This window comes from Intestinimonas massiliensis (ex Afouda et al. 2020) (assembly GCF_900626285.1).
GTDB lineage: Bacteria > Bacillota > Clostridia > Oscillospirales > Oscillospiraceae > Flavonifractor > Flavonifractor massiliensis_A.
Genome location: NZ_LR131147.1, coordinates 1,472,357 through 1,485,110, shown reverse-complemented (window position 1 = coordinate 1,485,110; position 12,754 = coordinate 1,472,357). Strand labels below are relative to the sequence as shown.

Genomic DNA, 12,754 nt, shown 5'->3' with positions numbered 1-12,754 from the left:
TAGAAGGTGCGAGTCTATGAGCAATTCTGCCATCCGCCTGCTGGAGAAAGCGGCCAAGCGCTGGCCGGAGCGGGTCTATGTAGAGGAAGAAGAGGGCAGCCTGACTTACGGCGGGATGCTGGAGCGGGCCCGGGCCATCGGCACCGCCCTGCTGGGGGACCGGCGGCCGGTGGTGGTCTACCTGCCCAAGAGCATCGACGCCCTGGCGGTATTTTTCGGGGCCATGTGCGCCGGCCGGCCCTATGCCCCGGTGGACGCCCACATCCCCATGGCCAGGCTGGAGAAGATCGTGGAGAGCCTCCATCCGGCCTATGTGGTCACCAACGAGGCCCTGCGTCCCAACCTGGAAGGGGTCAGGCTGGGGGACACCAAAGCGGTGCTTCTCTCTGAGCTGGAACAGACGGCGGCGGACGAGAAAGCGGTGGAGGCGGCTGTCTCCGCCGTCATCGACACCGACCCCATCTATGTGATGTACACCTCCGGCTCCACCGGCACTCCCAAGGGGGTGACCATCCCCCACCGGGGCATCCTGGACTACGCCGACTGGGTGGTGAACACCTTCGCCTTTGACGAGAGTACCGTCATGGCCAACCAGGCCCCCTTCTATTTCGACAACTCCACCTTCGACATCTACGGCACCCTCCGGTGCGGCGGCAAGCTGCTCCTCACCCCGGAGACCCTGTTCCTCTTCCCCCTCAAGCTGCCGGAGTATCTGGAGGAGCACCAGGTCACCTCCATCTTCTGGGTGCCCACGGTGATGATCAACGTGGCCAACGCCGGGGCCCTGGAGGGGCACCCCCTGCCCCGGCTGAAAAATGTGGCCTTCTGCGGGGAGGTCATGCCCAACACCCAGCTGAACATCTGGCGGGCGGCGCTGCCTCACTGTTCCTACGCCAACCTGTACGGCCCCACCGAGATCACCGACGTATGCTGCTACTATAAGGTGGACCGGCCCTTCGAAAACCACGAGCCTTTGCCCATCGGCAAGGCCTGCGAGAATATGCGGGTCCACATCCTGACGGACGACGGCCGGGAGGCCGCCCCCGGGGAGACCGGGGAGCTGTGCGTGCTGGGCAGCGGGGTGGCCCTGGGCTACTGGAACAACCCGGAGCAGACCGCCAGGGCCTTCTGCCTGGACCCCCTGAGCCCCGCCTTCCCGGAGCGGATGTACCGCACCGGCGACCTGGCCCAGTGGGGAGAGGATGGGCTCATCCGATTCCTGGGCCGGAAGGACAGCCAGATCAAACTGAAGGGCAACCGCATCGAGCTGGGTGAGATCGAGGCGGGAGCCATGTGCATCCCCGGAGTGGAGAACGCCTGCGCCATCTTTGACGCGCCGGCGGAGCGCATCGTCCTCTTTGTGGAGGGCGGGCAGGGCATGTCCCTGCGGAAGCTGAATCTCCAGCTCAGGCAGTATATCCCCCAGTATATGCTGCCGGGGAAGCTGGTGTGTATGGACAAGCTGCCCCACACCGCCAACGACAAGATCGACCGGGTGCGCCTGAAGGCCACCCTGACGGAGGAGAATGGATCATGCTGAATTCCGCGGCCAGATGGCTGGCACAGACCGCCGCCCGCTTCCCGGAGCGGGTGGCGGTGGAAGATGAATGGGGCACCCTGACCTGGAAGGAGCTGGAGGAGGCGGTGGAGCGGGCGGCCACCGCCATGCTGGAGCTGGGCCTTCGGCCCAACCGGCCGGTGCTGGTCTACCTGCCCAAAAGCCGGGAGAGCGTGGTCACCTTCCTGGCCGCCCTGTACGCCGGATGCCCCTATGCCCCGGTGGACTACGCCATCCCCATGGAGCGGCTGGGCCGCACCCTGGAGAATCTGAAGCCCGCCCTGGTGGTGGCCGACGGGGAGAGTATGGCCCGCCTGGCGGGGCTGGAGCTGGGGGAGAGCAAAGCGGTGCTCTACACGGACCTGACCGCCGGGGAGGCCGACCACCGGCGGGTGATGGCCGCCCTGGATGCCGTCATCGACACCGATCCCTGCTATATCATGTACACCTCCGGCTCCACCGGGGTGCCCAAGGGGGTCACCGTCCCCCACCGGGGGGTGCTGGAGTACGCCAAGGCGGTGGTGGACACCTTCGGCCTCACCGAGGATTCGGTGATCGGCCTCCAGTCCGGGTTCCACTTTGACAACAGCGTGTTCGATCTGTACGGCTGCCTGATGACGGGGGCCAGGCTGGTGATCATCCCGGAGATCCTGTTCATGTACCCCTACAAGCTGATGGATCTGATGGAGGAGAAAAAGGTCACCTGCGTGTTCTGGGTGCCCACGGTGATGATCTCGGTGGCCAACTCCGGGGCCCTGGAGGGCCGGAAGCTGCCCGACCTGAAGACTGTGGTGTTTGCCGGAGAGGTCATGCCCAACCGGCAGCTGAACATCTGGCGCCGCGCCCTGCCCCACTGCGTGTATGCCAACCTGTACGGCCCCACCGAGATCACGGTGGACTGCACCTGCTACATCGTGGACCGGGACTTTGACGACGCCGATCCCCTGCCCATCGGCAAGCCCTGGCGGGGCGCCCGGGTGCTGCTGCTGAAAGAGGACAATACCCCCGCCGCCGTTGGGGAAGAGGGGGAGATCTGCGTGCTGGGCAGCGGTGTGGCCCTGGGCTACTGGAATGCGCCCGAGCAGACCGCCAAGGCCTTCGTCCGCAACCCCCTGAACCCGGACTACCCGGAGGTCATGTACCGCACCGGCGACCTGGGCAAGTGGGACAATGAGGGCAACATCCTGTTCTGCGGACGGCGGGACCACCAGTTCAAGCTGCGGGGCAACCGCATCGAGCTGGGGGACATCGAGACCGCCGCCGCCACCCTGGAGGGGGTGGATAAGGTGTGCGCCCTGTTCGACCAGGCCAATCAGGAGATCATCCTGGCGGTGGAGAGCAAATCCCCCCTCCAGCTGCGGAAGGTGAACCTGGCCCTGGGGAAGCTGATCCCCAAATATATGCTGCCCAAGCGGCTGGAGGTCTTTGCGACCCTCCCCCTGACCCCCAACCGGAAGATCGACCGGGTGCTGCTCCATCGGCAGCTGGTGGAGGGGAGGCAGGCCCCATGAGCGGTTGGACCCTGCGGGAGGCCACGGAGGAGGACCTGCCCGCCCTGCTGGCACTGTATCAGGACTACCACCGGGAATTGCAGTCCTTCGGCATGCCCTATGAGCTGCGGCAGGATACCCTGGAGCAGGTGCTCCGCCTGCGCATCCGCTCCCGCCTGATCCTGACGGCGGTGGCCCAGAGGGAGGACGGGACCCTGGGCGGGTTCGTGTTCTGCTCCATCCTGCGGCTGGCCAACGAGTACCTGTGCGAGGGCTGCGGCAGCGTGGGCTACCTCAACGACCTGTATGTGGTCCCCGATCTGCGGCGGCAGGGCCTGGCCCTGGCGCTGACCCACATGGCGGAGGACTGGCTGCGGGAGCGGGAGATCCCCACCATGCAGCTGCAGGTGCTGCAGAACAACCCCGCCGCCCACCGCTACTGGCAGCGGGCCGGTATGGGGCCGGTTGGAACCCTGTACGATAAAAAATTGGTAAAGTGAGGAGAATCACCATGGAAAATTCGGTCAAGGACACCCTGCGGTCCTACATTATGGAGCACTTTGAGATCCCGGCGGACGACCCGGACTTCGGGGACGACGTCCATCTGTTCGACTACGGCTTTGTGGATTCCCTGGGAGCCACCGAGATCATCCTGTTCCTGGAGGACACCTATCACGTGGAGATCACCCAGAAGGACATCATCCTCTACCCCATGAACACGGTGGATGAGATCGCCGCGGTGGTGGAGCGCAAGCTGGCGGAGAAGTAAGGGATCATGTGGTATTTGCAGGCAGACACCCTGGTCTGGATCCTGGGTTCCACACTGCTCTACGGCGCTGCTGCCGCCATCCTGCACAGGGTCAGCCCCCAACGGCGGCTGACCCCCTTTTTGCTGCTCTTTGACCTGGGACTGCTGTTCTTCGTCTCCTGGCAGCTGGCGGTGTTTTATCTGGCCTACACCCTGGTCACCTATCTGATGCTCCGGGTACTGAAGGCCGCCAAGGGACAGACCCTGCGCAGGACCCTGTTCGTCCTGTTCTGCGCCCTGTGCGCCGCCCCCTTCTTTTATGCCCGGTTCGCCCTGATGCTCCCCTTCCTGCCGGCCATCTTTACCCTGGTGGGCTTTGCCTACAATATGCTCAAGGCCATCGACGCGGTGTTTTATGTCTACTACGCAGACAAGGACATCCCCCTGGTGGCCTACGCCAACTTCCTGCTGTTCTTCCCGGTGCTCACCTCCGGACCCATTCTGCGGTACCGGGATTTCGAGCGGGACTATCTGGCCCCCAGGCCGGTGACCGCCCAGGTGACCACCCAGGCGGTGAAGCGGATCATCCGGGGCATGTTCAAAAAGATGGTGCTGGTGACCCTGCTGGGGCTGGTGCTGGACCGGCTGCTGGCGGCCCGGCTGTGCCTGCCGGTGAGCCTGGCCCTCATCGTGGTCAGCTACTTCACCCTCTATTTCGACCTGTCCGGCTACAGCGATATCGCCATCGCTGTGGCCTCCTTCACCGGCTTTTCCGTGGCTGAGAACTTCAAGAATCCCCTCACCGCCGCCAGCTTCACCCAGTTCTGGCGGAAGTGGCACGTCACCCTCAGCGACTGGATCCGGGAGCACATCTTCGTGGTGGTCAACGGCAAGCGGCTCAGCCGCCCCGCCTCCGCCGCCATCGGGATGTGCACTATGCTGGTCATGAGTATGTGGCATGGGTTCAGCATGAAAAATCTGGTCTGCGGCGCCTTTATGGGCGGCCTGCTGGCCCTGGAGAACCTGCTGAACCTGACCACCGCTGACCGGCGGCGGATGCCGGAGGGTGTGTTCCGGCTGCGCTGCCTGGCGGTCAATTTTGCCTTCGGCATCAATGCCCTGTCCTTCTCCATGGATCTGGGCCAGATGGCGGAAGTGGTGAAAGGACTGTTCCGCCTATGAAAAACTGGCTGAAACGATATGCCTTCCTCCTGCTGCTGGCGGCGGTGCTGGTGGGGGGAGAGACGGTCCTGAATCTCACCGACCCGGTGAGCAGAATGACCTGCATCTGGCGCAACGACTATGAGCTGATCCGGCTTCAGCACCCGGACATGACCTTTGAGAAGGCCATCTTCGGCAGCAGCGCCGTCACCGCCTCCTACATCGAGGGGAGGGAGGGCAGCGTGGGCTACGCCAACATCGGCATGGACTACGGCACGGTGAAGGACATCACCGAGATGCTGGAGAAGGGTGAGCTCACCGTCACCGAGGATCTGGTGCTGGGCCTCAACAACCTGTCCTTCCTGGACACCCTGCCCACCAACGCCACCTATCCCTGGCACCGGAAGTGGTACGAGCCCTACCTCTATTTCCAGCGGGACCGGCTGGAGCAGCTGGTCACCGACGGGGTGACCAACCTGCTCAACGGAGAGCCCTTCACCAAGGTGGACTCCAGCCACCAGCAGCGGGCGGTCTACCGGGGCGCCCTGTCCGACGAGGACCTGATGGAGAGCTGGGAGAGCCTGGTGGAGCGGTTCGGGGAGACCACCCCGGAGGTGGACTGCGCCGAGAACTTCGCCGCCCTGGACCGGCTGGCCGCCTGGTGTGAGGACCACGGCGTCCGGCTGCGGGCCATCTGGATGCCCTGGAACGGCAAGCTGGAGATCTATCCCGCCGCCCAGAATGTGATGGACTACGCCAACCAGCAGCTGGAGCGGCTGGGGATCGAGACACTGGACATGACCCGGGTGGTGGAGGACCAGTACTTCTTTGACACCGGGCACCTGGACTACGACACCGGCGCCCCCTGGTTCACCGACTACATCGACCCCTGGCTGGCGGAGGAGGACTGACATGGAGGAAGAGAAAAAATTGGCCCTGCCGGAGGGGAAGCTGACCCTGCGGCGGGAGCTGGAGGGCCCCGCCGGACGGCTGGGGCTGCTCCTTCTCCTGCCTGCGGCCCTCCTTCTGCTGCTGGCGGCGGCGGGGATCTGCCGGGAGGCGGGGACCATCCGCCCGGTCTATACCACGGCGGCCCTGGCGGGGATCTTCTGCCTGGCTCTGCTGGCCCGGCTGCTGGCCCCCAAGGGGGGACGGCTGTGGCTGGAGCTCCTCTTTGTGGGGGCGGCGGCCCTGCGGGTGGTGTTCGCCCTGAAGTGGACGGTGTGGCCCCATGAGGAGTACCTGGCCGGGTGGAACCTGGCCCTGGAGCTCTCCCGGGCGGGCGCGGGACAGTGGCGGGAGCTGGTCCGCAGCGCCGGCGAGGCCGGGGCTGCGGCTCCGGCGGTATACCAGAGCATCCTGATCCGCCTGTTCGGCCCCACCCTGGCGGCGGTGCAGATCCCCAACGGGGTGTGGGGCGGTGTGAGCTGCCTGCTCACCGCGCTTATCGGGGAGAAGCTGTCCGGCTCCCGGCTGACGGGACTGATCGCCGGAGGGCTGCTGGCCTTCTGTCCCACCCTGCTCTTTTCCGCCGGGGTGCTGACCGTGCTGCCCCTGTACACCGCCCTGCTGCTGGCGGGGGTGTGGCTGCTGCTGTGCCGGCCCTTCGCCCGGACCCTGCTGAACCACGGACTGGCGGGGGCCGCCTGGGGCCTGTGTCAGGTTTTGTGTCCCGGACTGCCCATTCCGCTGGGGGCGGCGGTCCTCTGGCTGCTGCTTACCCTGCCCGGGCGGAAGAGAGACCGGACCCTGGGGGTGCGGGCGGTGACCCTGGCGGCGGCCTTCCTGATCGTATGGCTGGCGGCGGGGGGCCTTTTATGGGCCCTCACCGGCGCCGGTCCCATGGCGGGGGCGGCGCTGGGGGGGACGGGCTCTCTCCGGCAGCTGGCCGGGAAGATCCGGACCCAGTTTGCGTCCTACGACTACAGCTGGGCCCGGCTGGACCGGGGCATCCCCATCCGGGACAAGATCATCGACAGCGTGATGCATCCCCTTTTGCAGAGCTATGCCCTGGGCCTGCTGCTGCTGGCTCTGTGGGGCGTCCTGAGGGGTGTCAAAAGGGCGGACAGGAATATCCTGCTGCTTCCCGCCCTGCTGCTGGCCGCTTTGGCAGCCGCGGCCCTGGCGGCTGAGGCCGACCCCATCGGCGGCAGCTGGGTGATTCCGCTGCTGGCACTCCTGGGGGCGGCGCCCGCCAGACAGCTGGCGGACTGGACGGTGCTGATGGCGGCGCCGGAGACGGGAAGGGGCCGGAGAAAGACCGCGCCGCCCCTGCCGCTGCCCCTGCGGATAGTGAAGCTGGTGGTGAGCGTGGCGGTATATGTCCTGATGCTGGCCATGGTGCTCATTTTCTTTACCGGAAACGGCGCATTCATATACGAGGCATTTTGATGAACGGATCGCAAGGCAAAGAGATCGGTGCATATTATCTGATTTGGGCCACCGCCTTCCTGCTGTGGGAGGCGGTGGTTCAGTTGGCGGCGCCGGACAATTTCCGCTTCTGGCCGGCGGCCGGCTTCTGCCTGGCCGCCGCCGCACTGGGCACCGCCGCCTGCGGCCTGCCGGGCCGGGTGGGCGGCAAGGTGGGTGCGGTGCTGTTTCCCCTGGCTTACGCCTATTACGGCATCCAGCTGGTCTACTGGGATATTTTCGGCTCCTATCTGTCCCTGGCCTACGCCGCCATGGGGGGCGAGGCGGTCACCGCCTTCTGGTCCATCGCGGCGGCGGCCATCTGGCGCTGCCTGCCCCGTCTGCTGGTGATGGCCCTGCCCATGGCGGCCTTTTACGTGCTGCGGCGGAAAAAGCGGCTGCCCATCGCCGGGCGGCCTTGGCGGGAGCAGCTGATCCTTGTGGGGGCGGCGGCAGCTATTCCGGCGGTTCTGATCCTCACCCTGCCCCTGATGGGGACGGGGCCGGGTACGCCGGAGGGGGTGTTTGCCAGCAGCTCGGCCACCATCGACCGGCGGGCCCAGCAGCTGGGCCTGCTGACTGCCGGGGCGCTGGACGCCAAGCAGACCCTGCTGGGCAGCGGCGGCATCCGGGTGTCCGCCGGGCTGGATCTCACCGCCGGAGGGAAGGGGCCCACCAACGTTCTGGACGGTATGGACTTCGACGCGCTGGATGAGGCCACGGAGGACGAGAGCCTGCGCAGTCTGAACGACTATTTCGCCTCCCTCCGGGGGACGGCGAAGAACAGCTATACGGGGCTGTTCGAAGGCTATAACCTGATCGTGGTGTGTGCCGAGGCCTTCTCCCCCTACCTCATCGACCCGGACCTCACCCCCGCCCTTTACCGCATGTCCAATGAGGGCATCGTGTTCCGCAACTTCTACAACAGCTTCCCCAACCTGACCACCAATGGGGAGTACGGCCTGTGCATGGGGCTGATGCCGGACCTGAGCAAGATGAGCTTTGCGGTGTCCAAGGACAACTACCTGCCCTTCTGTCTGGGCAACATTTTCGCCGCCCAGGAGGGGGTGGAGGCCAGGGCCTACCACAACAACATCGGCACCTTCTACGACCGGGTCAACACCCACACCAACATGGGCTACACCTTTGAAGCCATCAACTTCGGCCTGGATATGGAGCAGGACACCCCCACCTCCGACCTGGAGATGATGGAAAAGACGGTGGACGAGTACCTGGGGCAGGAGCCCTTCCACGCCTACTACATGACCTACTCCGGCCACGCCGACTACAACTTTACCGACAACCACATCAGTGCCCGGAATCAGGACCTGGTGGCGGACCTGGAGGGCTCCGAGGAGCTGCGGGCCTACTACGCCTGCCAGCTGGAGCTGGAGAAGGCCATGGAGTACCTGCTGGAGCGGCTGGAGGAGGCGGGGATCGCCGACCGCACGGTGGTGGTGCTCACCGGCGACCACGCTCCCTACGGCCTGCCGGAGGAGGACTATGAGGAGCTGGCCGGGGATGCGGTGGCAGAGCCCTTCTGGCAGTACCGGAACAGCTTTCTCTGCTGGACCGGCGGACTGGCCCAGCCCATTGTGGTGGACGATTTCTGCTGCACCCAGGACATCCTGCCCACCCTGCTCAACCTGTTCGGCTTTGACTACGACTCCCGGCTGCTCACCGGCCGGGACGTGCTGTCCGACTGCACCCACGCGGCGCTGCTGAAGGACGGCAGCTTCCTCACCGACCGGATGATCTACGATGCCTCCGACGGGGAGATCACCTGGCTGGGGGAGGAGGACCAGGCCTACGCCCAGGAGCTGATCCAGGCCATGGAGAACCAGTTTACGGTGTCCGCCGCCATTCTGGACACCGACTATTACAGCTTTGCCTTCCGAACCCTGGGTCTGTCTGACGGCCGGACGGAGCGGGAGAAGTACGCCAGCTACGCCGACATCGAAGGGACCTGGTATGAGGATGCGGTGGAGTACCTCACCTCCCTGGGAGCCCTCAGCGGCGGCGGCACCGGCGACTTCCTGGGGGAGGCGCCCGCCAGCCGGGCGGCGGTGCTGGCCATGCTCACCCGGGGCCTGGGCCTGGAGGCGGGGGAGGAGACCCCGCCCTACACCGACCTGGAGGAGGGCCTGTGGTATGTGGAGCCGGTGACCGCCGCCTGGTCGGCGGGCCTGCTGCCAGAGGGCGAGGAGACCTTCCGTCCGGATGACCCCATTACGGCAGAGGAGACAGAGGAACTGCTGGCCGCCGCCGCCCGGTACCGGGGCGCGGAGGACGGCGGCGCACTGGCGGAGCAGGCGGTCTCCCAGGCTGTGGAACAGCAGGAAGAGGCGGGAACGGAGCTGGAGGACGGGCTCCTGTGCCGGGGAGCGGCCGCCTATGCCGCCGCGGCCCTGCTGGAGGAACTGCCCCAAGGGTCCTGAACGGGGAAACGAAACAAGGCCCCCGATGCTTGCGCATCGGGGGCCTTGTCTGCTGCCTGATTACAGATTGGGCAGGGCGGAGAGCAGCCCGTCCACATCCTCCTGAGTGGTGTGGAAGCAGGTGACGAAACGAATCACCGTATGGGCGGCGTCGTAGGGACACCACACCTCGCAGTCGCACACCTCGTCCACCTGGGGCTTCACCTCGTTGGGGATGACGGCGAACACCTGGTTGGTGGGAGATTCCACCCACAGCGTCCAGCCCTTGGCCTTCAGACCGTCCTGGAGCCGGGCGGCCATCTCGTTGCCCTGGCGGGCCATCTTGAAGTACAGGTCGTCCTCAAACAGGGTGAGGAAGGTGACCCCCTGGATCCAGCCCTTCTCCATCACGGCGCCCATCCGCTTCTTCATGCGGAAGAACCCGTCGGTGAGCTCGGGCCGGGTGATGACCAGGGCCTCGCCGAACATGGCGCCGTTCTTGGTGCCGCCGATGTAGAAGGCGTCCACCAGGTGGGCGAACTCCGGCAGGGTCAGGTCGTTGGCGGGGGAGGTGAGGGCGGCCCCCAGCCGGGCGCCGTCCACGAAGAGAAGCAGGCCGTTCTGATGGCAGAACTCCGAGAGCGCGGTGAGCTCCGCCTTGGTGTATACCGCGCCGTTCTCGGTGGCGTTGGAGATGTACACCAGACCGGGCTTGGTCAGGTGGGGGTCCTGGTGCCACTCCAGCACCGGGGGCAGCATGTCCGGGGTGATCTTGCCGTCGCCTCCCACGGGGACGGTGATGATCTTGTGGCCGGTGGCCTCGAAGGCGCCCACCTCGTGGCCGTTCAGGTGGCCGGAATCGGGGCAGATGGCCGCCTCCCAGGGCTTGAGCAGGAAGGAACAGGCCACCACGTTGGTCTGGGTGCCGCCGATGAGGAATTCCACCATGGCGTCGGGGCAGCCGCACACTTCCCGGATGCGGTCCTTGGCCTTGGCGGTGTACTTGTCGTCGCCATAGCCCCAGTTGCCCTCCAGATTGACGGCGCACACCGCGTCCATCACCTTGGGATGAGCGCCGAAGGAGTAGTCGTTGCGGAACAGATACTTCATGATCGTAACCTCCCGATAAAACAGAGCGGGCGGCCTGGGGCCGCCCGCTATTTTGATAGGATCAGAATTTGAAGGAATCCTTCAGGCTCACGGACCGGTTGAACACCAGATGGCCGGGCCGGGAATCCTTGTTGTCCACGCAGAAGTAGCCCTGGCGCAGGAACTGGAAGGAAGCGGGGGCCTGGGCATCGGCCAGGCAGCGCTCCACCTTGGCGCCGGTGAGTACCTCCAGAGAGTTGGGGTTCAGGCAGTCCAGGAAGTTCTTGTCGCCGGCGTCAGGCTCGGCGTCGGAGAACAGGTTGTCATAGAGGCGGATCTCAGCGTCCACGGCGGTGGCGGCGTCCACCCAGTGGATGGTGGCGCCCTTCACCTTGCGGCCGTCGGCGGGATCGCCGCCCCGGCTCTCCGGATCATAGGTGGCATAGATCTCCGTCACGTTGCCGTCCTCATCCTTCTTGCAGCCGGTGCATTTGATGAGATAGGCGCCCTTCAGACGGCACTCGGGACCGTCGGGATAGAGCCGCTTGTACTTGGGCACCGGGGTCTCCAGAAAGTCCTCGGCCTCCACATAGACCTCCCGGGAGAAGGTGACCTCACGGGTGCCGTCCTCCGGCCGGTTGGGGTTGTTCTCCACAGTGAAGGTCTCGCTCTGCCCCTCGGGGTAGTTGGTGATGACCAGCTTGACGGGACGGAGCACCGCCATCCGCCGCTGGGCCACGTCGTTCAGGTCCTCCCGCAGGCAGTGCTCCAGGAAGGCAAACTCCACCGTGGAGGCAGCCTTGCTGACACCGTTGCGCTCGGAGAAGTTGCGGATGGAGCGGGGGGTGTAGCCCCGGCGGCGCAGGCCGCACAGGGTGGGCATCCGGGGGTCGTCCCAGCCGGACACCCGGTGCTCCTCCACCAGCTGGCGCAGCTTCCGCTTGCTCATGACGGTGTAGTTGATGCCCAGCCGGGCAAACTCGATCTGCCGGGGCTTGGCGGGCACGGGGCAGTTGGCGATGACCCAGTCGTACAGGGGCCGGTGATCCTCAAACTCCAGGGAGCACAGGGAGTGGGTGATCCCCTCCAGGGCGTCCTCAATGGGGTGGGCAAAGTCGTACATGGGGTAGATGCACCACTTGTCCCCCTGACGGTGGTGGTGCATGTGGTTGATCCGGTAGATCACCGGGTCCCGCATGTTGAAGTTGCCGCTCTCCAGGTCGATCTTGGCCCGGAGCGTATACTTGCCGTTGGGGAACTCGCCCGCCCGCATCCGGGCGAACAGATCCAGGGATTCCTCAATGGGCCGGTCCCGCCAGGGAGAGCGGGCGGGGGTATTCACGTCGCCGCGGTACTCCTTGAACTCCTCCGGGGTCAGCTCGCACACGTAGGCCAGCCCCTTCTTGATGAGCTCCACGGCGTACTCATACATCTTCTCAAAATAATCCGAGGCGTAGAAAAAGCGGTCGCCCCAGTCGTAACCCAGCCAGTGGATATCCTCCTGGATGGCCTCCACGTACTCCACGTCCTCCTTGGTGGGGTTGGTGTCGTCCATCCGCAGGTTGCACAGCCCGCCGTACTTCTCCGCCGTGCCGAAATCAATGAAAATGGCCTTGGCGTGACCGATGTGCAGGTAGCCGTTGGGCTCCGGCGGGAACCGGGTGTGGACGGTCATGCCTTGGAACTGACCACCCTGGGCGATGTCCTCATCAATAAAATCATGGATAAAGTTCTGCGTCATGGTGGGCTTCAATTCTTCTGGCATCCTGTTCACTCCTTCTATCTTGATACGAACCAATATTTTACCTCTAATATGAAAAAAATGCAAGAGCAGAAGGGGGCGGGCCGGGGGAAGAAAAAATTTTTTGAAAGGGGGTTGACA

At 65.2% G+C, this 12,754-nt stretch carries 10 protein-coding genes; 8 read left to right on the top strand and 2 right to left on the bottom strand.

The features are described 5' to 3' along the window. Window positions 1–16: 16 nt before the first annotated feature. The 8 genes from E0E41_RS07575 to E0E41_RS07540 are packed head-to-tail and all read left to right on the top strand — an operon-like array spanning window position 17 to window position 9,804. Window positions 17–1,540 (top strand): amino acid adenylation domain-containing protein, encoded by a 1,524-nt coding sequence (locus E0E41_RS07575; RefSeq protein WP_130869377.1) that lies wholly within the window; start codon window positions 17–19, stop codon window positions 1,538–1,540. Next, window positions 1,534–3,069: an amino acid adenylation domain-containing protein gene (locus E0E41_RS07570; RefSeq protein ID WP_130869376.1), complete on the top strand. Its 1,536-nt coding sequence runs from the start codon at window positions 1,534–1,536 to the stop codon at window positions 3,067–3,069. Before E0E41_RS07575 ends, E0E41_RS07570 begins: the two co-directional genes overlap by 7 nt. Beyond that, window positions 3,066–3,548 carry a GNAT family N-acetyltransferase gene (locus tag E0E41_RS07565; protein ID WP_130869375.1) on the top strand — a complete coding sequence of 161 codons (483 nt, stop codon included), beginning with the start codon at window positions 3,066–3,068 and terminating at the stop codon, window positions 3,546–3,548. The genes E0E41_RS07570 and E0E41_RS07565 overlap by 4 nt, the downstream gene beginning before the upstream one ends. A gap of 11 nt (window positions 3,549–3,559) precedes the next feature. After that, window positions 3,560–3,817 (top strand): acyl carrier protein, encoded by a 258-nt coding sequence (locus E0E41_RS07560; protein WP_130869374.1) that lies wholly within the window; start codon window positions 3,560–3,562, stop codon window positions 3,815–3,817. Window positions 3,818–3,823: 6 nt separating this feature from the next. Beyond that, window positions 3,824–4,978 (top strand): MBOAT family O-acyltransferase, encoded by a 1,155-nt coding sequence (locus E0E41_RS07555; RefSeq protein ID WP_130869373.1) that lies wholly within the window; start codon window positions 3,824–3,826, stop codon window positions 4,976–4,978. After that, window positions 4,975–5,868, top strand: coding sequence for a hypothetical protein (locus tag E0E41_RS07550; RefSeq protein WP_130869372.1), 894 nt, complete (start codon window positions 4,975–4,977; stop codon window positions 5,866–5,868). Before E0E41_RS07555 ends, E0E41_RS07550 begins: the two co-directional genes overlap by 4 nt. Before the next feature lies 1 nt (window position 5,869). Beyond that, window positions 5,870–7,348, top strand: coding sequence for a hypothetical protein (locus E0E41_RS07545; protein WP_130869371.1), 1,479 nt, complete (start codon window positions 5,870–5,872; stop codon window positions 7,346–7,348). Continuing rightward, the gene (locus E0E41_RS07540) at window positions 7,348–9,804 is read left to right on the top strand and encodes an LTA synthase family protein (RefSeq protein WP_130869370.1); all 2,457 of its coding nucleotides are present in this window, start codon (window positions 7,348–7,350) and stop codon (window positions 9,802–9,804) included. Before E0E41_RS07545 ends, E0E41_RS07540 begins: the two co-directional genes overlap by 1 nt. A 60-nt stretch (window positions 9,805–9,864) precedes the next feature. Here E0E41_RS07540 and E0E41_RS07535 read toward each other — a convergent pair whose 3' ends face one another. Both E0E41_RS07535 and E0E41_RS07530 read right to left on the bottom strand, forming a co-directional pair. Then, complete coding sequence (locus E0E41_RS07535) at window positions 9,865–10,893, bottom strand: threonine aldolase family protein (RefSeq protein ID WP_242623724.1); 1,029 nt, start codon at window positions 10,891–10,893, stop codon at window positions 9,865–9,867. A 61-nt stretch (window positions 10,894–10,954) separates the two neighbouring features. Further along, on the bottom strand, window positions 10,955–12,637 hold the full coding sequence (locus E0E41_RS07530) for a glutamine--tRNA ligase/YqeY domain fusion protein (RefSeq protein ID WP_130869368.1): 1,683 nt from the start codon (window positions 12,635–12,637) through the stop codon (window positions 10,955–10,957). Between the last annotated feature and the right edge of the window lie 117 nt (window positions 12,638–12,754).